The following is a 24,999-nucleotide window of genomic DNA, read 5'->3' on the forward strand; positions in this document are numbered from 1 at the left end:
GAAAAGAACTTTATTTCAGTTTATTTCGTTATTTTAATTCACGAAAAGGATATAACCCATCAGAACAGCCGGGCATGGAATGTATTCTGGGCGAGAAGACCAGGACGGAAGTATTGCCGGATCATATGGATTGGGAAGATACGTTGCATTATGGCAGTGAGTTGTTGGATAGTTCGGAGGCCGATTGTGGGAACGAATTCAGAATCTGGTATCCAGAGACAAGTTGCAGACCTATCGTTTTGAGAAGGATGCAATCCTCATTCATTACCCGATGCAGGGTGAGCAGCAGAGAGAAATCAAGCTTCTCAAAATGATTTCAGAAGAAGGTGTGGTTTGTCCAGACGGCAAGAAAGCATATCTGATTTTATGCCTTACTACGATTGACAAATATTCTCATTTTTCTTTGTTGGATGAGGTATATCGTTTTTACGGAAAGAAGACGAAGATTACGGAACTGGTTGAATCGTATAAGCAATAGTCTGGGAGGATTATGATGAAGTGTATATATTGTGGAAAAGAAACCGAAAAGAATAAATATACAATTCGAGTTAATAAAGGTGCAGAAGAAGTTCAGTGCTGTGGACGGGAATGTTATCTGAAAACACGTAAATTTATCGATGCAGACAACAGTAAAAAGAAACTGCTGTTCTATATTATTGCAGCAGTACTTGTAGTAATTAATTTGTTTGTATTAGGTTACAAATTGCAGGTGTGGTGGATGTATATGCCAATGATTGGACTTGGAGCAATCGTGGTTGCACAGCCATCTATGTATTGCACACCATTCTTTTATGAAAGTTTCGGTATGGTGAAAGCGTGGAAAATTATACGCGTAATAGGTGTGGCCATTGTGCTGATTGGTGTATTGATTACGCTGTTCCAGTAGCGCGATATATTGATATTACACAAAAAAACACAACTTTTTGCATCGGATATGTGCGAAATAGTGAACGCTTTTGGTCTGTTTTGTGAAAAAAAAGAATGCTACTATATATTTAGCAAGAAAAATAAAACAAACATATGGGAGAGAGCAAGATGAAAAAGTTAAATGAAGCACTGATCGTGCTGGATGCAGATGTTGAGACTGCAGAAGACTGTATTCGCCTGGCAGGAGAGATGTTTGAGAAAAACGGATATGTAAACGCTGGATATGCGGATGCGGTTGTAGAGCGGGAAAAAGAATACCCGACAGGACTTCCTGGAAAAGGAATCAATATTGCAATTCCTCATACCAACAACAAGCTGGTAAACGAGCCGGCAGTTGGAGTGATCATTCCGAAAAAGGCAGTGACATTCAGTATGATGGGAATGAAAGAGAACAAGTTGGAATGCGAAGTGATTTTACCATTAGTGGTAAAGGATTCGCATCAGCAGATTGGCATGTTAAAGAAAATGATGTCAATCATTCAGGATGGTGAACTACTGAAGCGACTTAGAGATTCGAAAGATAAGACTGAGATTTTGAGTTTGTTAAGTGCTTTAGATGAAGTTTAAAACCCATATAAAAGGAAGGAGGAACTAAAATGAGACCAATTAACATTTTGTCAGTATGTGGATCAGGTACTGTTAGTTCAGCAATGCTTACATCCAAACTTACAGACATCCTGGAGGAGAATGGATACGAGGTAGAGGCTACTGAGGTAGCACCTGGCGGAGTAGAACTTGCAGTTCAGACAGCTAATTATGATCTGATTGCTTATACAAGCCCGGTAGAAGATAGCTTTGGCTTGCCTTTGCTGAATGCAACAGGCTTCTTGGTAGGAATCAATGAGGACGAATTCATTGAAGAGCTTATGGAAGTTGTAAGAAACTTAAAACTGTAAACAATCTAAAAATGAAATGAGAGGAGAGAAAAAGGCATGTTTGATACATTGAAACTTGTTTTTGACACCTTTGGAAAAGACCTCATGGTTCCAGTGATGATCTTCGTTATTTGTATGATCTTCAAAGCACCTGCGAAAAAAGCATTTTCATCAGCAGTGCTGGTTGGTGTTGGTCTGAAAGGTATGACATTCATTACCACTGAGTTTGGTGCGGTACTTTCACCATTGGTTCAGCAGCTGATTGCTACAACAGGACTGAACCTGAAAGCACTTGATATCGGATGGCAGGCGGTTGCATCTGTTGCATACTCTACCGATATTGGTATGATGTTTATCGGAGTTGGACTTGTATTCCAGATTGTTTTATGGCTGGTAAAATGGACAGACATTTTTATGCCGTCAGATCTGTGGAATAACTATTCTATCATTGTTTGGGGATCAATGTTCTATGCGATCAAAGCGAACCTTGCGGTTGCATTTGTACTGATGCTCTTCATCAACGTTGTGACACTGCTGATTGCAGAGGTTATGCAGAAGAGATGGTCTACATACTATCACTATCCGGGTTGTGCAATGACTGCACCTCACCATATGGGTGATGCTCCAATGTATCTTGTACTGAATATTATTGGTAACAAGATTGGGCTGGATAAGATTAAAGCTGACCCAGCTTCTATTAAAAAGAAATTCGGATTTATGGGTGAGCCAATGTATATTGGACTTATTGTAGGATTATTACTTGGTGTTGTAGGTAATATCGGAGATCTTAATACAATGGCAGCATGGGGAACTGTTATGAATGTAGCAATCACATGTTCAGCTGTAATGGCAATCTTCCCGAAAGTTGCCGGTCTGTTCGCATCTGGATTTACAGTACTTACAGATTATTCAAGAAAGACTCTGAAGAAGAGCAAATACGGAGCTGACAGAGAATTTATCGTATCAGTTAACGATGCTCTTGGATATGGTGAAACAGCAACACTTACTACCGGTCTTCTGGTAATTCCGGTATGTGTACTTCTGGCATTTATCCTGCCAGGTAACGTGGTAGTTCCTCTTATGGTACTTCCTTCTCTTCCGTACATGGTAGAGGTTCCTGTTTGCCTGTCAAACGGAAATGTAATTAAGTCATGGATCATGGCTTGTATCGTATTCAGCGCAAAGATACTTATGGCATCTTATTGGGCTGGAACATTTACAGAGATTGCTGCTGGAGCGGGATTTGAAGCTGCTACACAGGCTCTGGAAGGTGGAACGCTGATTATTGGATTTATCATGTCAAACTGTACAGCAGGTTTGATTACGATGGCGTTCTTAACCATGAACCCAGTTATTATTATTGCAGTAGTAGCAATTTACTTCGTACTGTATGTTCTGTTCAGAAAGAACAAATCTTCTGTGCGTGAGTACATTGAAAAGATTGCGCTTGGTGACAAATATGTAGCACCTGTAGCACCGGAAGCTGCTGCGAACGGACAATAAAGCAAAAGGTAAATATTGATGATTAACTTTCGTTCCATGGCTTAACTGCAATGGAACGAAAGTTTTTAGAAAGAGGCGTGTTATGAAGATACTGGTAATTGGAGATATTGTAGTGAGTTGTGATCTTCTGGTTGAAGCGGCTAAGTCACTTCCGGGTGGAGAGCATGAAGTGGTAGCTGTTGAATGGAAAAGTGAAACCAGACAGGAATTTCAGAAAAAGGCATTGAACATTGAGAAAAATGGACCGACAGCAGAGGAACCGCCAAAGGAAGCATATGAGCAGATTGGTGATGCTGATATCTTACTTTCTCATTTCTGCCCAATTCCAGAAGATCTGATCGAAGCAGGAAAGAACCTGAAACTAATCGGAACATGTAGAGGCGGAATGGAGCATGTAGACATTGCTGCAGCTACAAAGAGAAACATTCCGGTCATCCACTGCATCAGAAATGCAGAAGCTACTTCAGATTTTGCGGTTGGACTTATGTTTGCAGAGACAAGAAATATTGCTCGTGCACATGCGGCTGTAAAACAGGGAGTATGGAGAAAAGAATATGTGAATAGCCAGTATACAACATCTATGTGTGAGATGACAGTCGGTGTTGTAGGACTTGGGCATATCGGAAAACTGGTTGCAAAGAAATGCCTTGGTATTGGCATGAAGGTGATCGCACACGATCCATTTGTAACACAGGAAAAAGTAGATGAAATTGGTCTGGATGTCAAGATGGTGAGCAAAGAAGAACTGTTTAAGACAGCGGATATCATTACACTTCACCTGAGAGTAACACCAGAGACAAAGAACAGTATTAACAAAGAATATATTGGATTGATGAAGCCTACAGCATATCTGATCAATACTTCAAGAGCCGGAGTACTTGATAAGGATGCTTTGGTCGAGGCTTTACAGAACCGTACAATCGGCGGAGCTGCAATTGATGTGTTCTGGGAGGAACCGGTTCCGAAGGATGATGTACTTCTGACACTGGATAACCTGACAATGACACCTCATAATGCAGGAAATGTTGTAGATGCACTTCCGAAGTCCCCATTATTACTTGCAAGAACGATTAAGGAGTTCTGGGATACAGGAAAGAGCGATATGGTTGTAAATCTTAGAAATATAACAATTTAACACAAAATAATAAAATGATTTAAGAGCAGATTGGAGGATTACCGGCATGTTAATGGAGAAAGAAAGAATAGAGATTGTTGAGTATGGTAAGAAGATGAGCAGTGCAGGACTCTGCAAAGGCACAAGTGGAAATATCAGTATTTATGATCCGGAAACCGGATATATGGCTATCAGTCCATCCGGAATCGGATATTTTGAAACAGAACCTGAAGACGTAGTTGTTATGAAACTTGACGGAACAATTGTTGAAGGTAATCGTGCTCCATCTAGCGAACATGGTCTTCATTCAGTGATTTATCTGAATAAGCCGGAAGCAAGAGCGGTAGTACATACACATTCTATTTACTGTACTACGTTTGCTGCGCTGAATCAGCCGCTGAAAGCTGTTCACTATGTAATCGGCGGAGCTGGAGTGTCTGAGATTCCTTGTGCTCCATATTGCACATTTGGAACACCGGAACTGGCTGAAAGTGTAAAGAATACAATTGGCGACAGCAAAGCAGTTCTGTTGCAGAACCATGGTCTGGTAGCAAGCGGACCGAAGCTTGCAAAGGCATTCAGCCTTGCAGTTAACCTGGAATTCGTTGCAGAGATTCAGTATCGTGCACTTTGCATCGGACAGCCGTGCGTACTGTCTGATGAGCAGATGGCAGAAGTAATGGTTCGTTTCAAATCATACGGACAGCCGGCTAAGAACAATGAAAAGAAAGACGGAATGGGCTACTAAGATTAGGAGGAGCATTCATGTTAAGAGCGGTACTGTATAAAGAAAAGGAGCTTCGCATAGAGGAAGCTCCAATACCAGAGATTGGCGATGATGAAGTTCTGGTAAAGAACAAAGTATCGACAACCTGCGGAACAGATGTAAAGATCTATAAAAGAGGATATCCGCTTCTTACGCCACCACATCCATTTGGACATGAGTATTCTGGAGTGATCGCAGCAGTAGGAAAGAATGTGAAGAAGTTTAAAGAAGGTGACCGCGTAGCAGTTCATAACACAGCACCTTGCGGACATTGCTATTTCTGCAAAAAGGGTCAGTTCTCTATGTGCGAAGATATGTTGTTTAATCGCGGAAGCTACGCTGAGTACGTAAAAGTGCCTGGAAGAATTGTTGAACAGAATATGTTTAAACTGGATGATACGATCTCACACAAGACGGCGTCATTGATGGAACCATTTTCCTGTGCAGTATATGGAATCGATAATTGTCCGATTCAGCAGGGAGATACGGTTATCGTAAATGGTGCCGGACCGATCGGCCTTATGTTTGCAAGACTTGCAGTGCTAAGAGGTGGTAAAGTCATTGTATCTGATATGAAAGAGAATCGTCTGGAAACAGCGAGAAAGCTTGGCGTCTGGAAGACAGTGAATTTGACAGGAGTAGAAGATGCAGTTGCTGCGCTTTGCGCAGAAACAGAAAACGAGCGAGGAGCAGATGTTGTTATCGAAGCCACAGGCTTGATCGGCGTATGGGAGACCAGCGTACAGATGGCGAGAAAAGGTGGATTCATCCTTCTCTTTGGTGGTACAAAGGGAGGAAGCGTACTTCATGTAGATGCAACGCTTTTACATTATTCACAGGTAACGATAAAGGGTGTGTTCCATACCACTCCGCTTCATGTAATGAAAGCACTGGAGCTGTTGAAGATGGGTGTGATCTCAAGTGATGATTTCATTCAAAATGAATATCCGCTTCAGGAACTGGAAACAGCCATTCTGGAACATGCAGAAGGCAAGGTAATCAAAAACTGTATTATATACGATTAATAAAGATAGACAGGATATAGCATAAAAGGAGAAATAAAATGGAAGAATTAGAATTTTCAATGATTGATGAAATGCTGGAAAAGGCTAAAAAAGCACAGGCTGAAGTAGAGAAATATACACAGGAGCAGGTGGATGCACTTGTAAAGGCAATCGGAAAAGCAATCTATGACAATGCAGAAATGCTTGCAAATGAAGCGGTAACAGAGACCGGTTACGGAAGAGTAGACAGCAAGATTTATAAACAGAAGAAAGCAACTGCAGCGGCATGGTATTATCTGAGAGATAAAAAATCTGTAGGTATCATTGATAATGATACAATCAACGGAGTTGTAACATTCGCAAAACCAGTTGGAGTTGTTGCTTGTCTGACACCTAGTACAAACCCGACTTCTACAACAGGAAGCAATGGTATGAACGTAATCAAATGCCGTAATGCGATGATCGTATCACCACATCCGGCTGCAAAGAATGTAACTATTCACGGAGTTAATCTGATTAATGCAGCATTAGAGGAACTTGGCGCACCGGAGAATCTGATTCAGGTATCGAAGCTCCATCTATGGATGCAACAAAGGAACTGATGCAGAAAGTAGATGTTATCGTAGCTACAGGTGGACATGCAATGGTTAAATCCGCATATTCAAGCGGACGTCCATCATATGGTGTTGGACAGGGAAATGTACAGGTTATCGTAGCAGAAGACTATACAGATTATGACAAGATGGCTGCAACAATTGTAGGAAGTCGTGCATATGATAATGGTATTCCGTGTACAGGTGAGCAGGCAGTTCACTTCCCGAAAGAGAAGTATGATGAATTTGTTGCTGCAATGAAACGTGCAAAAGCAGCTATGATCCCAGATGACAAGGTAGATGAACTGCCGAAGATCCTCTTTAAAGAGAACGGAGCAATCGATGCAAAACATGTTGGTATGAAGCCGGTGAAGCTTGCTGCTGAAATGGGATTTGAAGTACCGGAAGATACGCAGATTCTTATCTTTAACAACAGAGGAATCAGCAGAGAAAACATCCTGTGCAGAGAAAAACTTTGCCCGGTAATCCAGCTTTTCCCATATGAGTCATTTGAGCAGGCAGTTGCAGATGCTAAGACAAATCTGCTTTGGGAAGGTGCAGGACATACTTCTGTTATCTATACAAATGATACGGAAAAAGCAGAGTATGTAGGACATGAACTTCCAGTAGGACGTCTGGTTGTTAACCAGGCTGGTGGAGCTGCATCAGGCGGAAACTATATCAATGGTCTGCATCCTACGATGTCTCTTGGATGCGGAAGCTGGGGTAATAATTCAATTTCAGAAAACCTTACTTACAAACATCTGATGAATACAACAAGACTTGCATACTACCATGACTGCACAATGCCAGAACTGGATGAAGTATGGAAACTGTAATCAGAAGTGAAAGATAGGAGACTGTGAAATGGCTATGAATGATTTGAAGAATAAAATTGCCATTGTCGGAGTCGGATATACACCACAAGGAAAAATCGAAGGTAGAACAGCGGTTGGATTTCATTGCGAAGCAATTCGCAATGCGATCCAAGACGCTGGAATAGGAAAAGAAGATATTGATGCAATGCTGCTGTATCGTCATTTTGATGCGATCGGTGGAGATTATGATGTTACAGCATTTACCGTTGCAGAACAGCTGGGTATCAACCCATCTGTAGTGAGCCAGGAAACGTATTGTACAAGAACCTGGCTTTATCATTCCGTAGGAATGTTACTTAGCGGGCTTTGCAAATATGTGGTGGTCTCTTACGGTGACAATGCGAGAAGCTGTCGGAGAAGTTTCGTAAAAGAACTCTCCAATGGAAAAGCAACTGATGAATTGGCAGCATATGGTGATCTGAGTACCATGGCTAAATATGCAATGTTGTCAAGAAGAGCAATGGAAGAATACGGAACCGGACCGGAAGTCTGGAAGGAGATTTCCATTGCACAGAGAAGATGGGCAAATTTGAATCCGCAGGCATCTATGTATAAAAAAGTTCTGGATGATCAGGGATATTACGATTCTGCATATGTGGTGGAACCACTTAGACTCCTGGATGCTACACCAAATTCAGACGGAGGACGTGCGATTGTACTTACAACGGCTGAAAATGCAAAAGCAATGAAGCAGAAAGCTGTATTGATCCGTGGATTTGGCAATGCAAACCAGACGGTATCTCCATATAGATTGAAAGCACTTGATGAAAACAGTGCAGCAGTCAGATCATCAAGACTGGCTTATGCTATGGCAGGAGTTACCGCTGAAGACATTGATGCATGTGAATTCTACGATTGCTTTACTTATACGGTTGAGGCAACACTTCGTGACTACGGATTCTTTAAACCGGAGAATGTCAGAGAATTTATAACCAGAGAAAAGATTGGACCGGGTGGAGATCTACCGGTTAATACTTCCGGAGGTATGCTTTCAGAAGGATACTTTATGGGACTGACACCGGTAAGTGAAGCAGTTATGCAGCTTCGCGGTGAGTGTGGAGATCGTCAGCTTGGAGTATATCCGGGCACAAAGAAACCAGAATTAATTATGTGCAGTGATAACGGAGCAGTGTTCCAGAGTAACAGTGCTTTGATTTTGGAAAGAGGGGATTTCTAAGATGGAAAAACTTGATTTTTTTGCACCCAGAATCAGTGCTGACACAAAGACGTTCTGGGAAGGCTGTAAAGAACATAAATTAGAGATTCAAAGATGTAAGAAATGTGGAAAGCTTCGCTGGCCGGCAGCATTCCTGTGTCCTGACTGTTTGAGCAGTGAGACAGAAATGCAGGAAATGTCAGGAGAAGGTACATTGTATTCTTATGTGACATTCCAGAAAGCGTTTCATCCGTCAGTGCAGGATAAGGTGCCGTACACAGTCGGTGTGGTTGAAATGGAAGGCGGCGTGCGGATCATCAGTAATATCGTAGACTGCGAACCGGAACAGCTTGCATGCAATAAGAAAGTAAAGATGAAATGGATGGACTGTGAGGAATACACGAAGCCAGTCTTTGAATTAGTGGAGGAAGCGTAATGAAAGCGTTAGTAATAGGTGGCAATCCGGCGGGAATGAGTGCTGCATCCAGAATGAAGAGAAAAGCTCCGGATACAGAGGTGATTGTATTGGAAAAAAGCCATGAGGTATCATACGGAGCATGTGGTCTGCCATATTATGTTGCAGGCTTAAATGACGATCTGGACAGAATTCGTATTCGAAAAGCACCGGAATTTGAAAAAAACGGAATCAGCGTTGGTCTTGGTCAGGAAGTTATCGCAGTGGATACAGAGAAGAAAATTGTAACTGCCAAGAATGAGCAGGGAGAAGAGAGTACATATAATTATGATAAATTGCTTATTGCGAGTGGAACCTCACCAAAAGTACCTCCGATTCCGGGAATCAGACAGAATAATATTTTCTGCCTGAAGACACTTCAGGATGCAGAAGCTATCAAAACTGCAATTCAGAAAAGCAAGGGAAATGTAGTTATCGTAGGTGGCGGATACATCGGACTTGAGATCGCAGAAGCCTGTGTATTACAGAAAGTGAAGTCAGTCCGCATTGTAGAAGCACTCGATCAGGTACTGAATGTATTTGATGAAGAGTTTGGACAAGCAGTAAAAGACGAACTGGAGAAAAACGATGTGGCTGTATGCACCGGCGAGCGGGTACAGTCGTTTGAAGGTATAGATGGAACGGTAACGGAGATCGTCACAGACAAGGGAAGATATCCGGCAGATATCGTAATCTTATCTATCGGTGTATCACCGAATACGAAATTTATCGACTCTGTTGAAAAACTTCCAAACGGTGCAATCATTACCAATACAGCAATGGAGACTTCCGTAAAGGATGTCTATGCAGCAGGAGATTGCGGTACCGTATATCATAAGATTTTAAAGAAACCGGCATTTATCGCACTGGGAACTTATGCCAATAAGCAGGGAAGATTAGCCGGAGACAGTATGATCGGAAAGGAAGTATGTTTTGATCGCGCACTTGGCACCTCTATGCTTCGTTGTCTTGGAATGGAGTTTGCAAAAACGGGTATTTCTGAAAAAGAAGCGAAAAGAGAAGGTCTGGACGTTAAGATCAAAACAGTAACAACCAGAAGCCATGCAAGATATTATCCGGATCCGGTAGAACTTACGATTAAATTTGTATATGATGCAAAAGATCATACACTGCTTGGCGCTCAGATCATGGGAGCGAAAGAAGCCGCATGGAGAATTGATGTATGTGCATGTGCGATCGATCAAGGGATGACGACCGAAGAGCTGGGGTATCTAGATCTCGGATATGCGCCAATGTTCGCTGGTGTCTGGGATGCAATTGGTATTGCAGCAAATGCTTCTAAATAAGCATAAGGAGAGAAGATATGCGTACAATTAAGATTCCATATTATACAAGTACCATGGAGCTTCATGTGGAAGAAGAGAATCTGAAAGCAGTGATGTATGCGAAGGCAGATGATTATCAGCCGGGTAAAACTGAGACAGAGGTCATCGAAGAGGCATTGGAGCATCCAATCGGTACAAAGAAATTATCGGAACTGGCATTAGGAAAGAACAAAGTAGTTCTTGTAACCAGTGATCATACGAGAGCAGTGCCGAGTAAGATTACATTACCGATTCTGTTAAAAGAGATAAGAAAAGGTAATCCGGATGCGGATATTACGATATTGATTGCAACAGGACTTCACAGGGCTACCACAGAGGAAGAACAGCGTAGAATGTTTGGTGATGCGATCGTAGACAATGAGAAGATTGCAGTTAATGATGCATTTAAACCAGAGGAATTTACTTATATGTGTAAATTGCCTTCCGGAGCAGACTTCTATGTGAATTCGCTTGCTGCAGAATGTGATCTGCTGGTTACGGAAGGCTTCATTGAGCCGCATTTCTTTGCCGGATTTTCCGGAGGAAGAAAGAGTATTCTGCCGGGAATTTGTAATGAAGTTACAGTAAATGAGAACCATTCATATCGTGCAATTTCTAATCAGAATGCGCAGGCAGGTGTATTGCATCATAATCCGATTCATGAGGACATGGTATATGCGGCGAGAAAGGTTAATGTGCAGTTTATTTTAAATGTGGCTCAGAACAGTGAAAAAAAGATTTTGGCAGCATTTGCAGGAGACCTGGAACAGGCACATGAAGAGGGTGTTGCGTTCGTACGGAAGCTGTCTCAGTGTCCAAGCATTGAAGGAGATATTGTAATCACATCAAATGGTGGATATCCGCTGGATCAGAACCTTTATCAGACACCGAAAGCAGTTGCAACAGCGGAAGCCTGTGCACGGGAAAATGCAGTAATTATTATGTGTGCATCCTGTGTTGATGGTATGGGCGGCTCGCATTTTGAGAAGCTGATCGTTAAAGGCTCTGTAGATGAAATTGATGCATATCTGTCTAAAATCCCACCAAAGGAAACGATTCCAGAACAGTGGTGTGCACAGATATATGCGCGGATTTTGAAAAAACATAAAGTGATACTTGTTACAACATATCTGGATAAAGAGACAGTTGAAAAGGCCAATATGATCCATGCATCCAGCCCTGATGAAGCATTGCGGATGGCATATGAGATGAAGGGAAAAGATGCAGAAGTGGTAGTAATACCAGATGGAGTGTCTGTTTTGGCTGTAAAGGAGTAAAAGTTTATGGAGCTAAAGATTGCATTAAAGGTAGATGATAAAGATAATGTCGCAACCATTTTTGCAAATGGGATTACGGATGGAACAGAAGTAGAGATCCGCGACAAAAAAGGAAATGTAGATCTCGTGAATGTAATTGGAGATATACCATATGGACATAAGATCGCAGTTCGAGATATAAAAAAGGATGAAGCTATTATGAAATATGGCGAATCGATTGGCGGAGCCAGTCAGGATATCAAAAAAGGCGAATATGTACATATACACAATATGGAAGCAAGAAGAGGTCGGGGAGACTTATAGGAGGAACCATGAGCATTACATTTCAAGGATATATGAGACCGGACGGAAGAGCCGGAAGTAGAAATTACGTGGCAGTCATCCCCAGCGTAATCTGTGCAACAGATGTTGCGCAGGCAATATGCAGACAGGTGCAGGCACAATCGGATTTTTTCATCATCAGGGATGCTGTCAGTTACCAATTGATCTGAAGCGTGTTACAGATACGCTGACCAGTTTGGCGTTAAGCCCGAATGTGGGTGCTGTCCTGCTGGTAAGTCTTGGATGTGAAGGCACAGATACACAGAAGATCATGGAAGAAGTAGAAAAAAGCGGCAAGCCATTAGAAGTAATCCGCATTCAGGAACTGGGCGGAATGAGTCGTGCAATTCAGCAGGGTACTGATCTTGCACAGAAGTTAGTTCAGCAGATTTCAGGGCAGCAGAGAGTTCCTGTTGACATTTCAAATGTTATCATGGGAATTAAGTGCGGAGGTTCCGATACAACCAGCGGAATGGCATCAAACTGTGTGATTGGATATGTAGCCGATAAGTTAGTTGATCTTGGAGCTACGGTTGTATTTGGAGAGACGACAGAATTCCTTGGAGGAGAAGATATACTGGCGAACCGTGCAGTAGGCGGACCGGATGGTCCGGTTGGCAGGAAGATATACGAGATTGTAAATCGTATGGAACAGAGAGCCAAGGCGATCGGAGAAGATATGCGAGGCGGACAACCGACTCCTGGTAATATTAAGGGCGGTTTGTCCAGTATTGAAGAAAAATCTCTTGGCGCAATTGTCAAGAGTGGTCACAGACCGATTCAGGGCGTGTTGGAATATCCAATGCGTGTAACCACGGAGAAAGGTTTGTGGATCAAGGATGCACCGGGACGTGAGCCTGAGATTCTTACAGGTATGGCAGCGACCGGAGCACAGGCACTGATGTTTTCTACTGGAAGAGGGGCACCGCAGGGATTCCCAAGTATGCCCGTTATGAAAATATGTGGTAATCCGAATACTTATGAGAGAATGCAGCATGATATGGATCTGAATGCCGGAGTGATCATTCAGGGAAAGAAGACGATTGAAGAAGTCGGTGAAGAAGCATTTGCAATGTTCCTTAGAGTATTAAATGGTGAAATGACTAAGAATGAAGCAATTCAGTATGTAAGCACGATGGATATATACTGTCTTGGACCGGTAATTTAAGCTATGCTGTTACTTCAACAGATGTTAGTACTGTTCATCTATATGATGCTGGGCTTTTTCCTGGCGCGTAAAGGGGTTCTGGATGAACGGGCTGGTAAGACATTTAGCTGGATGGTTGTAAATGTGGCGAATCCGGCATTGATCATTCTGCCTACAATTAATAAAGAAACCACATTATCGCCGGAACAGATTTGGGAAGCATTGAAATTGGCTGTCATTATGTATGTGGCATTGATTGTAATCGCGAAAGTCATTACGATGTTTATGCGTACATCAATGGAAAAGAATCTGTATCAAATGATGATGATTTTTAATAATATTGCGTTTATGGGATTTCCAATCGTAGCAGCGGCATATGGACCGGATGCACTATTATATTCGGCATTGTTCACATTACCGTTCTGTATGTTGATTTATACTTATGGAATTGTGCTTATCACAGCAAACGGCGAAAAGCAGGAAAAGCTGAAACTCAGGAGCATATTTAACATAGGTGTGATTGCGGTTATATTTGCGTTGGCAATGTTGTTTATTAAGCCGGATATGCCGGAATTTGTGATCACAGCAACCAAAGGAGTCAGTAATCTGACGGGACCGCTGAGCATGATGGTAATCGGAATATCATTAGCAGGAATGAAATTAAAAGATGTATTTTGTGATAAGACATTATGGTTGTTTTCATTTGTTAAACTGTTAGTGATTCCGATTATTGGAACGTTGATTGTGATTCGATTGCTGGACAATGATCTGCTTTGTCATGTCTGCATGGTAATGCTGGGAACACCGGTAGCAAGTATGGTTGTAATGCTTGCGCAAACTTATGATGCAGACAGTGAATTGATGAGTCGAGGAGTAGCATTGACTACAATTCTGTCGGTTATCACAATTCCGATGGTATCGTTTATTGTATTTTAGGCTATTAGAATTTAAATTAGAAATAGTATCCCAATATAAAGAGTCTTTTATAGATAGCATCTATAAAAGGCTCTTTATATTAAAAATACTGATTGGAAATTCCAATAAATGTGAGTTATAATAAAAACAATAAATGATTGACATGGCAATTAGCCAATTTGCTAATAAAAGAACTTTCAAGCCCGCTACTTGAAAGGTTCTTTTGTTAAATATCTTTATTAATCACGCCGTCCAGATAACATTCCAGTGATCTGCGCATATTCTGCTCAAAATCAGCCTTGCCATTTTTCAGACACCATTCGAATACATTTCCGATAACGATCATACGGATATCGGTGCTGACATCCTCTAATGGACGACGGAGTGCAATTGCTCCGGCATCGATTGATTTCTGGAGATAATTGTGTACAGTCAGAATCGGATAAGGACGTTCCGTACGAATATCCGGATTCAGTGACTGGTTCTTAGGCGTATAATAGTTGGATATGAATTCTAATCCCAGTTCCTTGCAGTATTCTACATAGTTTAGATAGACATGGACGATAGTGGTGATCGCTTCTTCGGCACTGCCAGGCAGATCCAGCAGATCAGGATTAATACTTGGCTGTTCCTCGATATAATAGGAAAGAAGATCATCCTTTGTCTTGAAATGATGATAAAAACTTCCGTTGGATACGCCGGCCTCTTCGCAGATGTTCTTTATAGAGAGAGCTTCATATCCTTTTTCCTGCAGGATAGTCTTGGCTGCTCGGAAAATCCGTCCCTTGGTTTCTTTTGATTTGAGTTGCTGTTTGGATAACTCCTGTGTATCAGACATTGTAAATACTCCTTTACGTTGATGGATTCAGTATAACATAAGAAGTGTACAAATACAAGAAAACCGAGCGAGCTCTGTAACGTTATCCATACTATGTTTTTGTCGTGCATTTGAAAGAAAATATACAAATTCGTTGAATATCCTTAACCTAATTCCTGAATGCCTTCAGCAGCAACGACAGTTTCTTTTACCTGAAAATATTTTCTGGTTTCGCTGATGACAACCTTACGCAGACCAAGAAGTGCAATTAGGTTAGGAATACCCATCAGGGCATTGGTAATATCTGCAAGCATCCAGATTGGATCAAGGGTCATGAACGGTGCAATTGCAATAGCAAGAATATAAATAATCTTAAAAGGCTTAATACTCTTTGTAGTTCCGGTCAGATATAAGATACAACGTTCACCATAATAATTCCAACCAAGAATTGTAGTAAATGCAAAGAAAATCAGACCAAATGAAATCAAATAAGTTCCAATATTGATCGGAAGTCCGGCATTATAGGCTTCTGTGACGAGAATACTTCCGCTTAACTCTGAATTGTCAAGCAGACCACTGGAAATAACAACAAGACCAGTCATCGTGCAGACAACAATCGTTGTAAAGAATACACTTGTCATAGAAATCAGACCCTGCTTTACACAGGAATTCGTTTTTGCGGCAGCGGCAACGATCGGAGAACTTCCGAGTCCGGCTTCGTTTGTATATACACCACGAGCAACTCCCATTCTCATAGCTGTCATAAATGAGATCACTGCAGTTCCGGCAGTTCCGCCCAGTACAGATTCTTTAGAAAATGCACATGCAAAGATGCGACCAAATGTAGCAGGAATTACCTTGCAGTTCCATACAAGAATCAGAACAGATCCGCCTACAAAGAAAAGTGCCATGAAAGGAACGATAAATTCCGCTACTTTGGAGATGGATTTGATTCCACCTAATGTTACAACAGCAGTCATAATGGTAATAATTGCACCGACAAGTAATACTGGAAGATGAAAAGAAGTGCTTACCGATTCTGTAATCGCATGTACCTGTGGAAAAGTACCACTTCCGAGAAGTGCAGTTACAGCGCCAAAAAAGGCAAATAATTTCGCGAGCCATTTGAATTTGTCGCCGAGACCATTCTGGATATAATACATAGGACCGCCGGCAATCTCACCATTCTCGTCCGTTGTACGGTATTTAATGGCAAGAAGCCCTTCGGCGTATTTCGTAGTCATACCAAGAATTGCGGATACCCACATCCAGAAGAGAGCACCGGGACCGCCGATACGCAGAGCGGTTGCAACACCGACAATGCTTCCGGTTCCGATACAAGCTGCAAGGGTAGTACAAAGAGTTGCAAAAGATGAAACGTCTCCGTCTCCATCTTCTTTTTCAAAAATACACTTTAATGCTCTTGGGAATTTTACGACTTGCAGTCCACCTAACGCGATCGTGAAAAAAAGCCCTGTTCCCATAAGTAAAAAGAGAGTGGGTGGTCCCCAAACAGCCGTCTGAATTTTTGCTAATACATGTGTTAATACATCCATAATATAAATGCCTCCAATATTTTTCGCTTTATTTGATAATAGACGGAAGTGAAAAATATTCTTCGTAAAATACACATGATGAAAAATTATATTTTTTGCTTGAGTTCATCCTAGCACATGAGAAATAAATGTGCAATAAAAGTTATTTCTTTCACGTGGATGATATTTTTTGGACATGACCGCAGAGCTAATAGTTGCCAAGTTTACTAAGATATTTGTCAATAGTAACGAGACGTTTTTCAATTCCTTTTGCTTTGTGACTGATTGTTTCCAGTAAAGCTTCAGATACAAACTGTGGGGCAATCATGGAATTGAAAAATGTATTGCTGTCTACGGGAACAGTCAGAAGCACGGTAGCATACTTGGCAAGTTCAGAGCTTGGTTTGTCTGTGATAAGGATAATGTCAGCTTTGGCATTATAAGCCATCTCGGCAGTAACCTTATCTTGCAAGGAATACCTTGGAAAGCTGAAAAGAATCAGACAATCCGTATGGGAAATATTGCACATATGATCAATCGGGCTCATAGTGGTAGTGGTGGTCATTGTTACGTGTGGCACCATCTGTTTTAAATATAAGATAAAATAATCAGCCAGGCAGATGTTTCCTCGTGTGGCTGCGATATATTTATGTTTGCAGGAAACAATTATATCAGCAGCCTTTTCAAAGTTCTGAATAGGATTCTGGATAAAAATTTCTTCCAAATTATGGGCGGCATTTTTAAAATGTCGGTTAATATATTCGGCAGAAGTATCCAGTTTTGCCTGCTTGGCAATTCTCTGGGAAGGAGTCGTGATACTGCTGGAGATACTGAGAACTTTATCCTGGTAGTCCTTTCGCAGTGCTTTCTGAAAGTCTATAAATCCGGAAAAACCAATCGTGCGGCTGAAACGTATGACGGAAGATTCGCTGACACCAAGTTTCAGGGCGATTTCGGTAGATGTCATAAAACAGGCATCGGATGCGTTGTCCAGAATGTATTCAGCAATAATCTTTTGCGTTTTGGTCATGTGTGCTGAGCGAAGTAAATCCTGCATATTTTCCATAGTCTTATCCTCCGGGAGATTATATTAATAGTTAGATTTAAACATGAAAAAGAAATTTGTGCAAGATGTGGAAGACATTCTTATAGAAGAAAAAGCGTAATATTAAGTGAAAAAATAAACTTACTGGTGAAAAAAATAACTTTTATTGTAATGTACAACAGTGTGTGCTAGTATTAGGTCAGACGGAAGAGAAGAATATTATTCAGCAAAGAATAAAAATGAAAAATAATATTCACTCAAAAAACAAACGGATTAAAATTTTAGGAGGATTTTAAAATGAAAGTAGGATGCGTAAAAGAGATCAAAAACAACGAGTTTCGAGTAGGTATGACTCCTGACAATGTAAAGAGTTATGTGAATGCAGGACATGATGTCTATATCGAAAAAGGAGCCGGAGAAGGATCAGGATTCTTAGATGCTGAGTATGAGGCAGCTGGAGCTAAGATGATCGATACTGCTAAAGAAGTATGGGACACTGTTGAAATGATGATCAAAGTAAAAGAGCCGCTTCCGGAAGAGTATCCATTATTCCACGAAGGACTTATCCTTTATACATATCTTCACCTTGCAGCAGACAAGCCGCAGACAGATGCTCTGCTTAATTCCAAAGTAAAAGGTGTTGCATACGAGACACTGATCGAAAGAAACGGAAGCATCCCTCTTCTTGCACCAATGAGCCAGATCGCAGGACGTCTGAGTATTCAGGAAGGTGCTAAATATCTTGAGAAGAGATTCGGTGGAGAAGGAGTTCTCCTTGCAGGCGTTCCGGGAACACCGAAGGCTAACATCGTAATCCTCGGTGGTGGATCTGTAGGAACTAACGCATGTAAGATCGCTGTAGGAATGGGCGCTAACGTAACAATTATGGACATCAACCTTCAGAGACTTGCTTATCTTGATGATATCTTTGGAGCACGTATCCAGACACTCGTATCTAACGATGCTAACATTGAAAAAGCAGTGAAAGAAGCTGACCTTGTAATCGGATGTGTTCTGATCCCAGGAAAATCTGCTCCGAAGCTGTTCAAGAAGAAATATCTCAAAGAGATGAAACCAGGTGCAGTATTCGTAGACGTTGCTGTAGACCAGGGTGGATGTGGTGAGACAACTAAGGTTACATACCATGATGATCCGATCTTCATCGAAGACGGTGTTGTTCATTACTGTGTAGGCAATATGCCAGGAGCAGTTCCGAGAACATCTACAATCGCTCTGACAAACGCTACACTGTCTTACGGACTGCAGATCGCAGGCAAGGGACTTGAGCAGGCATGTAAAGATAACGAAGTAATTTACTCAGCTATCAATACATACGATGGAAAATTAACATGTAAGAACGTAGCAGACAGCTTTGACTGCTATGAATACACAGATGTCAGAACTGTATGCTAATTAGCTGCAATTATAATAAGTAGAAACTGAATGATTAATTCCTATTAACGGAAAGTGCCGGTATCTTTAAGGTGCCGGCATTTCCTGTATCACTGGGTGTTTGTATGGAACTGTCATTGTCTGAATTTCGGGTAGTTAAGATGGAAAAACACATTGTAATCACAGAATGGAAAAGGTATACTATAAGGCATGCAGAGCACATACATAAGTGCACATTAAGATGTTGCAGAAAGGGTGTATATATGGATATTAATCAGAAGATAACGGAAGAACTTGGTGTTAAGCGGTGGCAGGTAGATGCGGCTGTGAAGCTGATTGACGAGGGGAATACGATTCCGTTTATTGCACGATATAGAAAGGAAGCGCATGGTACATTGGACGATGAACAGCTTCGTAAGCTGGCAGAGCGACTGACCTACCTGCGCAACCTGGAAGAGAAAAAAGAACAGGTATTGGCAAGCATTGAAGAACAGGGGAAACTTACAGAGGAGTTGCGAGACAGGATCCTTGAGGCACAGACGCAGGTGGCAGTGGATGATCTGTATCGTCCGTATCGTCCGAAGCGTCGTACCAGAGCAATGATTGCGAAAGAGAAAGGACTGGAGCCGCTGGCTATGCTGATGCTGCTTCAGCAGTCCAAAGAGCCGTTGGATAAATTGGCATCAACGTATATTAATCCGGAGAAGGAAGTAAAGACTGTTCAGGATGCGGTGGCCGGAGCAAAGGACATTATTGCGGAGCAGATTTCGGATGATGCGGCTTACCGCAGCTGGATCCGCAATATGACTGTGAAAAAGGGCAAAGTAGTATCGCAGGCAAAGGATGCAGAAGCGGAATCTGTCTATGAGATGTATTATGAATTTGAAGAAGCAGTGGTTAAGATCGCGGGACACCGTATTCTGGCACTTAACAGAGGCGAGAAGGAAAAATATTTGACGGTGAAGATCGAAGCACCGGAAGAAGATATTCTGCGTTACCTGAAGAAAAAGATGTTACATGGAGATCATACTGAAATCACAGCAGCTATTGAAGCAGCAATTGAGGACGGATATCAGAGACTGATCGCACCGGCTATCGAACGCGAGATCCGGAATGAACTGACAGAGAAGGCAGAAGATGGTGCAATCCAGGTGTTTGGCAAGAACCTGGAACAGCTTCTGATGCAGCCGCCGATCGTTGGCCGCACAGTACTGGGGTGGGATCCGGCATTTCGTACCGGTTGCAAGCTTGCGGTGGTAGATCCAACCGGGAAAGTTATTGGCACTACGGTTATTTATCCGACGGCACCAACTACTCCACAGAAGATTAAAGCATCCAAAGATTTGTTGAAGAAGATTATCCCAAAGTATAATATTTCTTTGATCTCACTGGGTAATGGAACCGCATCCAGAGAGTCGGAACAGATTATTGTGGAGCTTCTGAAGGAAATTCCAGAGAAAGTGCAGTACGTAATTGTAAATGAAGCCGGCGCATCTGTATATTCTGCCAGCAAGATTGCAACAGAAGAATTTCCTAAATTTGATGTAGGACAAAGAAGTGCAGCATCTATTGCAAGACGACTGCAGGATCCGCTGGCAGAACTGGTTAAGATTGATCCGAAATCCATCGGTGTCGGACAGTATCAGCATGACATGAATCAGAAGAAGCTTGGCGAGGCATTACATGGTGTTGTAGAAGATTGTGTAAATAAAGTCGGCGTAGATCTTAACACTGCCTCTGCGCCGCTGCTCTCGTACATTTCCGGTATCTCCGGAACAATTGCCAGGAATATTGTGGCATATCGGGAAGAAAATGGAAGATTCAAGAGCAGAAAAGAACTCTTAAAAGTAGCGAAACTCGGACCAAAAGCATATGAACAGTGCGCCGGATTTATGCGAATCCACGAGGGTGCTAATCCGTTGGATGAGACCAGTGTACATCCGGAGTCTTACGAAGCTGCTAAGAAGCTGCTGGAAAAACAGGGATTTCAGATATCCGATATCACAGGCGGCAAGCTTGCGGGATTGTCACTTACGATTCGCGATTATAAGAAGACAGCACAGGAACTGGGCGTAGGAGAGATTACCCTGCGTGATATTGTAGCTGAACTGGAGAAACCGGGCAGAGATCCACGTGATGAGATGCCGAAACCAATCCTCCGCACGGATGTGTTGGATATGAAAGATCTGAAAGAAGGTATGGTTCTCAAAGGAACAGTAAGAAATGTTATTGATTTTGGTGTGTTTGTAGATATCGGTGTACATCAGGACGGACTGGTGCACATTTCTGAGATTACCAATAAGTTCATTAAGCATCCACTGGAAGCAGTTAGTGTTGGCGATGTCGTGGATGTGAAGGTCCTGAGTGTGGATCTGAAGAAGAAACGAATCGCACTTACCATGAAGAACGTATAAAGTAAGAATGTATAAAAAAGAGGTTTGAATGACTGTGTTTACAGCGTTCAAACCTCTTTCTATATAATGAGTTATGATACTTTGGGATGGTTACTGCATCCGAAATACCGGACGGATCTTCTTGTAAATCAGGAATACGATCAGGGAATCGATGATTCCTTTTAAGATATTAAATGGTGCGACTGCAAATGCCACAAAGGTAAACAGGCTGGTAATATGAGCATTGACTGCAGTTCCCATTCCTACAAGTGCTTCCATTGGCATGCCGAAAGCTTTGCCGTAAGCCGGAAGCAATACAAATGCATTCAGGAAACATCCAAAGATTGTCATCAATACAGTACCTGTTGCCATACCGATGATGGCACCCTTTCTGGTATGCATTTTGCGGTAAATGATTCCTGCCGGTACAACGAAAGAACATCCGAGAAGGAAGTTGGCAAGTTCACCAACACCTGCGGTAATCGTGCCGTTGATTGCAAAGTTCAGAAGAATTTTGATTAGTTCGATCGCAGCACCTGCAACTGGACCCATAGCAAAACATCCTACCAGTACTGGTACTTCACTAAAGTCAATCTCGTAAAAGGCCGGTGCAAATGGCAGTGGGATCTCGAAAAGCATCAGTACAACAGAGATGGCTCCGAGCATTCCAATCTGTGCCAGAATCCTTGTCTTAGAAGACGTGTGTGTGCGTTCGTTAGTTAATGTGTTATCCATTTTCTTTCTCTCCTTTTGATGTGGATTATAAAAGGAAGAACTCTTCTCGAAATGTGCGTAGAGAATGCAAATAAAAAAACCCGACATCATATGCCGGGGTCAATTATCATTCAAATGATACTGCACAATCCTTCTCTCATCCAGACTTTACTGTCGGTTCTGGAATCTCACCAGATCAGCTGCTGCACTGTGTAGGATACAACAGGTCGCGGACTATACCGCCGGTTGGGAATTACACCCGACCCCGAAGAATTACTATTCCATTTATGTTGTAAGGATAGCACACTATATCCAAGAATGCAAGTCTCTTTACATGAAAAATGGATTCACGTATAATAACTCTTACAGCTGACCACAGGTGTGCTAATTAATTTTAAGATTTTGTGATCAAAGGAGAATGATATGCAATATAGAAAAGATCGATATGGAGAACAAATTTCTTTGCTGGGATATGGTTGTATGAGATTTACAAAAAATGGTAACAGCATAGATCTCGATAAAGCGGAAAGGGAATTGATGCTTGCCATTAAAAGTGGTGTGAATTATCTGGATACAGCATATATCTATCCGGGAAGTGAGGTGGCAGTTGGCGAGATACTACATCGCAATCACTGCCGGGAAGAAATTAGGCTTGCAACCAAATTGCCGCAGTATTATATCAAGTCAGGTGCAGCAATTGAAAAATATTTTAATGAACAGCTCACACGTCTTCAAACAGATTACATTGATTATTATCTGATGCATATGCTGACAGATGTTGCGGCATGGGAGAAACTGAAGAAGCTTGGTATTGAAGCTTGGATCACACAGAAAAAGAAAGAGGGCAAAATTCGCAATATCGGATTTTCTTTTCACGGTAATACGGAGATGTTTATCCAGATTCTGGATGCTTATGACTGGGATTTCTGCCAGATTCAGTATAACTATATGGATGAACACACGCAGGCAGGAAGAGCAGGTCTTCAAGAAGCAGCAAAACGCGGGATTCCAGTGATTATCATGGAACCTTTACGCGGTGGAAAACTGGTGGATCTGTTACCGGAAAAAGCAAAAAAGCGAATTGCAGAAGATCCAAAGAAACGTACTCCGGCAGAACTGGCATTCCGCTGGCTGTGGGAACAACCGGAGGTGACCTGTGTGCTTTCGGGGATGAATTCAGAAGAGATGATCCGTGAAAATGTTCGTATAGCATCGGAAGTACAGACCGGCGAATTTACAGAAGAAGATTTCTCATTGATTGAGGCGGTAAAAAAAGACATACAGGACACCCTGAAAGTAGGATGCACCGGATGTGGATATTGTATGCCGTGCCCGAAAGGAATTGACATTCCGGCAGCTTTTCGTTGTTATAATCACATGTATACAGAAAAGAAAGGCGCGGGACGTCACGAATATCTTCAGACTGTATGTCTACGGAAAGATTTCCGACCGGTCAGTGCCTGTGTGGGATGTGGTAAATGCGAGAGCCACTGCCCGCAACATCTGGCAATCCGCCAGAAGCTGAAAGAGGCAGATGGCAAGCTTCTTCCGTTTTATTATAAGATCGGTCTTAAAGTTGTGAAGAAACTGGGGCTGTTCTGGTAAAGCAGTGTCATATATAGAAAAAAAAAGAAAGATATGCTATAGTGTGTGTATACTCGAAATAGAAAATGGATGGTTTATTAATATGAAGAGAGAATTGATAGAATCAAATTGCGAGAAGGATACTCGTGATCTGGGATTTCGACTGGGACAGGCTGCGGAGCCTGGTCAGGTGTATACGCTGGTGGGAGACCTTGGTGTCGGCAAGACGGTGTTCACGCAGGGACTGGCAGCAGGTCTTGGGATTGAAGAGCCGGTGAGCAGCCCGACATTTACAATTGTACAGGTGTATGAGGATGGCAGACTTCCGTTTTACCATTTTGATGTATACCGAATCGGTGATGTGGAAGAGATGGATGAGATCGGATACGAGGATTATGTATACGGGCAGGGAGTGTCCCTGATCGAGTGGGCGAACCTGATTGAAGAGATTCTTCCGGAACATTATACAGAGATACGGATTGAGAAAGATCTGGATAAAGGATTTGATTATCGGAGGATAGAAATATGCGAATATTAGCATTGGATAGCTCGGGACTTGTAGCGAGTGTAGCTGTTGTAGAAAAGGATGGAGAAGAGACAAGTACCATCGCAGAATATACGGTTAATTATAAGAAGACACATTCCCAGACGTTATTGCCTATGTTGGATGAGATTGCGCACATGACAGAACTGGATCTGAATACAGTAGATGCCATTGCAGTAGCGGGAGGACCGGGATCATTTACCGGACTCCGAATTGGATCTGCGACGGCGAAGGGTTTGGGACTTGCACTGAAAAAGCCATTGATCCATATCCCGACTCTGGAAGGACTTGCGTATAATCTCTGGGGAACAGATAAGATCGTGTGTCCGATCATGGATGCAAGACGCGGTCAGGTATATACTGGAATTTATGAATTTGACGGTAATGAATTACGTGTGCTGGAAGATCAGATGGCGGTCAGTATTGAAGAACTGGGTGAGAAGCTGAAACAGTATAGCAGACCAGTTGTTTTTCTGGGAGATGGAGTGCCGGTATTCAGGAAAAGACTCGTGACAGAGATTATGCCAGAGTCTGATCTACATTTTGCACCTGCATCTATGAATCGTCAGAGAGCAGCTTCGGTAGGAAGCCTGGCGATCCGCTATTATGAAGAAGGCAAGGCGGAGACGGCGGTGGAACATCAGCCGGATTATCTCCGTGTATCACAGGCAGAACGTGAGCGCGCGGAAAGAGAACGTGCGAAACAGGAGGCAAGATAAT

Annotated in this window: 26 protein-coding genes, 1 pseudogene and 1 riboswitch; of the genes and pseudogenes, 23 read left to right on the forward strand and 4 right to left on the reverse strand. The window is 42.2% G+C overall.

What is annotated here, in order from left to right:
* Nucleotides 1-184 precede the first annotated feature (184 nt).
* From DXA18_RS02930 to DXA18_RS03005, 18 genes and pseudogenes are all read left to right on the forward strand, one after another.
* Entirely contained in the window at nucleotides 185-478 is a 294-nt protein-coding gene (locus tag DXA18_RS02930; protein ID WP_118382589.1) for a hypothetical protein, read from the forward strand.
* Between the two features lie 12 nt (nucleotides 479-490).
* Nucleotides 491-886 (forward strand): hypothetical protein, encoded by a 396-nt coding sequence (locus tag DXA18_RS02935; protein ID WP_147345564.1) that lies wholly within the window; start codon nucleotides 491-493, stop codon nucleotides 884-886.
* A gap of 149 nt (nucleotides 887-1,035) precedes the next feature.
* On the forward strand, nucleotides 1,036-1,494 hold the full coding sequence (locus DXA18_RS02940; protein WP_118382591.1) for a PTS sugar transporter subunit IIA: 459 nt from the start codon (nucleotides 1,036-1,038) through the stop codon (nucleotides 1,492-1,494).
* Nucleotides 1,495-1,523: 29 nt separating this feature from the next.
* Nucleotides 1,524-1,823 carry a PTS fructose transporter subunit IIB gene (locus tag DXA18_RS02945; RefSeq protein WP_118382592.1) on the forward strand — a complete coding sequence of 100 codons (300 nt, stop codon included), beginning with the start codon at nucleotides 1,524-1,526 and terminating at the stop codon, nucleotides 1,821-1,823.
* 36 nt (nucleotides 1,824-1,859) lie between these two features.
* A complete protein-coding gene (locus tag DXA18_RS02950) occupies nucleotides 1,860-3,305 on the forward strand; it encodes a PTS galactitol transporter subunit IIC (protein WP_118382593.1) in 1,446 nt (481 codons plus the stop codon).
* Nucleotides 3,306-3,387: 82 nt separating this feature from the next.
* Nucleotides 3,388-4,440: a 2-hydroxyacid dehydrogenase gene (locus DXA18_RS02955; protein ID WP_118382594.1), complete on the forward strand. Its 1,053-nt coding sequence runs from the start codon at nucleotides 3,388-3,390 to the stop codon at nucleotides 4,438-4,440.
* Nucleotides 4,441-4,486: 46 nt separating this feature from the next.
* Complete coding sequence (locus DXA18_RS02960; RefSeq protein ID WP_118382595.1) at nucleotides 4,487-5,167, forward strand: class II aldolase/adducin family protein; 681 nt, start codon at nucleotides 4,487-4,489, stop codon at nucleotides 5,165-5,167.
* A gap of 17 nt (nucleotides 5,168-5,184) precedes the next feature.
* Nucleotides 5,185-6,210 (forward strand): alcohol dehydrogenase catalytic domain-containing protein, encoded by a 1,026-nt coding sequence (locus DXA18_RS02965; protein WP_118382596.1) that lies wholly within the window; start codon nucleotides 5,185-5,187, stop codon nucleotides 6,208-6,210.
* A gap of 38 nt (nucleotides 6,211-6,248) precedes the next feature.
* Nucleotides 6,249-6,791 (forward strand): aldehyde dehydrogenase family protein, encoded by a 543-nt coding sequence (locus tag DXA18_RS15975; RefSeq protein WP_243007005.1) that lies wholly within the window; start codon nucleotides 6,249-6,251, stop codon nucleotides 6,789-6,791.
* On the forward strand, nucleotides 6,770-7,621 hold the full coding sequence (locus tag DXA18_RS15980) for a hypothetical protein (protein WP_243007006.1): 852 nt from the start codon (nucleotides 6,770-6,772) through the stop codon (nucleotides 7,619-7,621). The genes DXA18_RS15975 and DXA18_RS15980 overlap by 22 nt, the downstream gene beginning before the upstream one ends.
* Before the next feature lie 28 nt (nucleotides 7,622-7,649).
* On the forward strand, nucleotides 7,650-8,837 hold the full coding sequence (locus DXA18_RS02975) for a thiolase family protein (RefSeq protein ID WP_199665532.1): 1,188 nt from the start codon (nucleotides 7,650-7,652) through the stop codon (nucleotides 8,835-8,837).
* A gap of 1 nt (nucleotide 8,838) precedes the next feature.
* Nucleotides 8,839-9,252, forward strand: coding sequence for a Zn-ribbon domain-containing OB-fold protein (locus DXA18_RS02980; protein WP_118382597.1), 414 nt, complete (start codon nucleotides 8,839-8,841; stop codon nucleotides 9,250-9,252).
* Nucleotides 9,252-10,577 (forward strand): CoA-disulfide reductase, encoded by a 1,326-nt coding sequence (locus DXA18_RS02985; RefSeq protein WP_118382598.1) that lies wholly within the window; start codon nucleotides 9,252-9,254, stop codon nucleotides 10,575-10,577. The genes DXA18_RS02980 and DXA18_RS02985 overlap by 1 nt, the downstream gene beginning before the upstream one ends.
* A gap of 17 nt (nucleotides 10,578-10,594) precedes the next feature.
* Nucleotides 10,595-11,872, forward strand: a complete 1,278-nt coding sequence (gene larA, locus DXA18_RS02990; RefSeq protein WP_118382599.1) for a nickel-dependent lactate racemase — start codon at nucleotides 10,595-10,597, stop codon at nucleotides 11,870-11,872.
* A 6-nt stretch (nucleotides 11,873-11,878) separates the two neighbouring features.
* Nucleotides 11,879-12,175, forward strand: coding sequence for a UxaA family hydrolase (locus DXA18_RS02995; RefSeq protein WP_118382600.1), 297 nt, complete (start codon nucleotides 11,879-11,881; stop codon nucleotides 12,173-12,175).
* A 32-nt stretch (nucleotides 12,176-12,207) separates the two neighbouring features.
* Nucleotides 12,208-12,524: pseudogene (locus DXA18_RS17270) on the forward strand (UxaA family hydrolase); the annotation flags it as partial.
* A gap of 141 nt (nucleotides 12,525-12,665) precedes the next feature.
* On the forward strand, nucleotides 12,666-13,361 hold the full coding sequence (locus tag DXA18_RS03000; RefSeq protein WP_334294366.1) for a hypothetical protein: 696 nt from the start codon (nucleotides 12,666-12,668) through the stop codon (nucleotides 13,359-13,361).
* 3 nt (nucleotides 13,362-13,364) lie between these two features.
* Entirely contained in the window at nucleotides 13,365-14,276 is a 912-nt protein-coding gene (locus DXA18_RS03005) for an AEC family transporter (RefSeq protein ID WP_118382601.1), read from the forward strand.
* 205 nt (nucleotides 14,277-14,481) lie between these two features.
* Here DXA18_RS03005 and DXA18_RS03010 read toward each other — a convergent pair whose 3' ends face one another.
* From DXA18_RS03010 to DXA18_RS03020, 3 genes are all read right to left on the reverse strand, one after another.
* A complete protein-coding gene (locus DXA18_RS03010) occupies nucleotides 14,482-15,093 on the reverse strand; it encodes a TetR/AcrR family transcriptional regulator (protein WP_118382602.1) in 612 nt (203 codons plus the stop codon).
* Between the two features lie 143 nt (nucleotides 15,094-15,236).
* Entirely contained in the window at nucleotides 15,237-16,628 is a 1,392-nt protein-coding gene (locus tag DXA18_RS03015) for an alanine/glycine:cation symporter family protein (RefSeq protein ID WP_118382603.1), read from the reverse strand.
* A 187-nt stretch (nucleotides 16,629-16,815) separates the two neighbouring features.
* A complete protein-coding gene (locus DXA18_RS03020; protein ID WP_118382604.1) occupies nucleotides 16,816-17,673 on the reverse strand; it encodes a MurR/RpiR family transcriptional regulator in 858 nt (285 codons plus the stop codon).
* A 276-nt stretch (nucleotides 17,674-17,949) separates the two neighbouring features.
* Here DXA18_RS03020 and ald point away from each other — a divergent pair, with 276 nt between their 5' ends.
* Together ald and DXA18_RS03030 are read left to right on the forward strand one after the other, a co-directional pair.
* A complete protein-coding gene (ald, locus tag DXA18_RS03025; protein WP_118382605.1) occupies nucleotides 17,950-19,065 on the forward strand; it encodes an alanine dehydrogenase in 1,116 nt (371 codons plus the stop codon).
* A 242-nt stretch (nucleotides 19,066-19,307) separates the two neighbouring features.
* A complete protein-coding gene (locus DXA18_RS03030) occupies nucleotides 19,308-21,458 on the forward strand; it encodes a Tex family protein (RefSeq protein WP_118382660.1) in 2,151 nt (716 codons plus the stop codon).
* 90 nt (nucleotides 21,459-21,548) lie between these two features.
* Here DXA18_RS03030 and DXA18_RS03035 read toward each other — a convergent pair whose 3' ends face one another.
* Nucleotides 21,549-22,172 (reverse strand): ECF transporter S component, encoded by a 624-nt coding sequence (locus DXA18_RS03035; RefSeq protein WP_118382606.1) that lies wholly within the window; start codon nucleotides 22,170-22,172, stop codon nucleotides 21,549-21,551.
* Between the two features lie 124 nt (nucleotides 22,173-22,296).
* Nucleotides 22,297-22,428, reverse strand: a riboswitch (FMN riboswitch).
* 146 nt (nucleotides 22,429-22,574) lie between these two features.
* On the opposite strand from DXA18_RS03035, the gene DXA18_RS03040 reads away from it, so the two are divergent.
* The 3 genes from DXA18_RS03040 (at nucleotide 22,575) to tsaB (ending at nucleotide 24,998) form a co-directional block, all read left to right on the forward strand.
* Nucleotides 22,575-23,756: an aldo/keto reductase gene (locus DXA18_RS03040; protein ID WP_118382607.1), complete on the forward strand. Its 1,182-nt coding sequence runs from the start codon at nucleotides 22,575-22,577 to the stop codon at nucleotides 23,754-23,756.
* An 82-nt stretch (nucleotides 23,757-23,838) separates the two neighbouring features.
* The gene (gene tsaE / locus DXA18_RS03045) at nucleotides 23,839-24,273 is read left to right on the forward strand and encodes a tRNA (adenosine(37)-N6)-threonylcarbamoyltransferase complex ATPase subunit type 1 TsaE (RefSeq protein WP_118382608.1); all 435 of its coding nucleotides are present in this window, start codon (nucleotides 23,839-23,841) and stop codon (nucleotides 24,271-24,273) included.
* Nucleotides 24,261-24,998: a tRNA (adenosine(37)-N6)-threonylcarbamoyltransferase complex dimerization subunit type 1 TsaB gene (tsaB, locus tag DXA18_RS03050; protein WP_118382609.1), complete on the forward strand. Its 738-nt coding sequence runs from the start codon at nucleotides 24,261-24,263 to the stop codon at nucleotides 24,996-24,998. Before tsaE ends, tsaB begins: the two co-directional genes overlap by 13 nt.
* Nucleotide 24,999: the final 1 nt, after the last annotated feature.

Origin of the sequence: Dorea sp. AM58-8, assembly GCF_003464045.1 — a bacterium.
GTDB lineage: Bacteria > Bacillota > Clostridia > Lachnospirales > Lachnospiraceae > Claveliimonas > Claveliimonas ammoniilytica.

Excerpts from the sequence above, each read along its gene's own strand:
- DXA18_RS02940 (WP_118382591.1), top strand. The coding sequence starts at position 1,036 with ATGAAAAAGTTAAATGAAGCACTGATCGTGCTGGATGCAGATGTTGAG.
- DXA18_RS03010 (WP_118382602.1), bottom strand. The coding sequence starts at position 15,093 with ATGTCTGATACACAGGAGTTATCCAAACAGCAACTCAAATCAAAAGAA.
- DXA18_RS02980 (WP_118382597.1), top strand. The coding sequence starts at position 8,839 with ATGGAAAAACTTGATTTTTTTGCACCCAGAATCAGTGCTGACACAAAG.
- DXA18_RS03035 (WP_118382606.1), bottom strand. The coding sequence starts at position 22,172 with ATGGATAACACATTAACTAACGAACGCACACACACGTCTTCTAAGACA.
- DXA18_RS02955 (WP_118382594.1), top strand. The coding sequence starts at position 3,388 with ATGAAGATACTGGTAATTGGAGATATTGTAGTGAGTTGTGATCTTCTG.
- DXA18_RS02995 (WP_118382600.1), top strand. The coding sequence starts at position 11,879 with ATGGAGCTAAAGATTGCATTAAAGGTAGATGATAAAGATAATGTCGCA.
- ald (WP_118382605.1), top strand. The coding sequence starts at position 17,950 with ATGAAAGTAGGATGCGTAAAAGAGATCAAAAACAACGAGTTTCGAGTA.
- DXA18_RS03000 (WP_334294366.1), top strand. The coding sequence starts at position 12,666 with ATGGCATCAAACTGTGTGATTGGATATGTAGCCGATAAGTTAGTTGAT.
- DXA18_RS02950 (WP_118382593.1), top strand. The coding sequence starts at position 1,860 with ATGTTTGATACATTGAAACTTGTTTTTGACACCTTTGGAAAAGACCTC.
- DXA18_RS03005 (WP_118382601.1), top strand. The coding sequence starts at position 13,365 with ATGCTGTTACTTCAACAGATGTTAGTACTGTTCATCTATATGATGCTG.
- tsaE (WP_118382608.1), top strand. The coding sequence starts at position 23,839 with ATGAAGAGAGAATTGATAGAATCAAATTGCGAGAAGGATACTCGTGAT.
- DXA18_RS15975 (WP_243007005.1), top strand. The coding sequence starts at position 6,249 with ATGGAAGAATTAGAATTTTCAATGATTGATGAAATGCTGGAAAAGGCT.
- DXA18_RS02945 (WP_118382592.1), top strand. The coding sequence starts at position 1,524 with ATGAGACCAATTAACATTTTGTCAGTATGTGGATCAGGTACTGTTAGT.
- DXA18_RS02935 (WP_147345564.1), top strand. The coding sequence starts at position 491 with ATGATGAAGTGTATATATTGTGGAAAAGAAACCGAAAAGAATAAATAT.
- larA (WP_118382599.1), top strand. The coding sequence starts at position 10,595 with ATGCGTACAATTAAGATTCCATATTATACAAGTACCATGGAGCTTCAT.
- tsaB (WP_118382609.1), top strand. The coding sequence starts at position 24,261 with ATGCGAATATTAGCATTGGATAGCTCGGGACTTGTAGCGAGTGTAGCT.
- DXA18_RS02985 (WP_118382598.1), top strand. The coding sequence starts at position 9,252 with ATGAAAGCGTTAGTAATAGGTGGCAATCCGGCGGGAATGAGTGCTGCA.
- DXA18_RS15980 (WP_243007006.1), top strand. The coding sequence starts at position 6,770 with ATGGATGCAACAAAGGAACTGATGCAGAAAGTAGATGTTATCGTAGCT.
- DXA18_RS02975 (WP_199665532.1), top strand. The coding sequence starts at position 7,650 with ATGGCTATGAATGATTTGAAGAATAAAATTGCCATTGTCGGAGTCGGA.
- DXA18_RS02965 (WP_118382596.1), top strand. The coding sequence starts at position 5,185 with ATGTTAAGAGCGGTACTGTATAAAGAAAAGGAGCTTCGCATAGAGGAA.
- DXA18_RS03040 (WP_118382607.1), top strand. The coding sequence starts at position 22,575 with ATGCAATATAGAAAAGATCGATATGGAGAACAAATTTCTTTGCTGGGA.
- DXA18_RS02960 (WP_118382595.1), top strand. The coding sequence starts at position 4,487 with ATGTTAATGGAGAAAGAAAGAATAGAGATTGTTGAGTATGGTAAGAAG.
- DXA18_RS03030 (WP_118382660.1), top strand. The coding sequence starts at position 19,308 with ATGGATATTAATCAGAAGATAACGGAAGAACTTGGTGTTAAGCGGTGG.
- DXA18_RS03020 (WP_118382604.1), bottom strand. The coding sequence starts at position 17,673 with ATGGAAAATATGCAGGATTTACTTCGCTCAGCACACATGACCAAAACG.
- DXA18_RS03015 (WP_118382603.1), bottom strand. The coding sequence starts at position 16,628 with ATGGATGTATTAACACATGTATTAGCAAAAATTCAGACGGCTGTTTGG.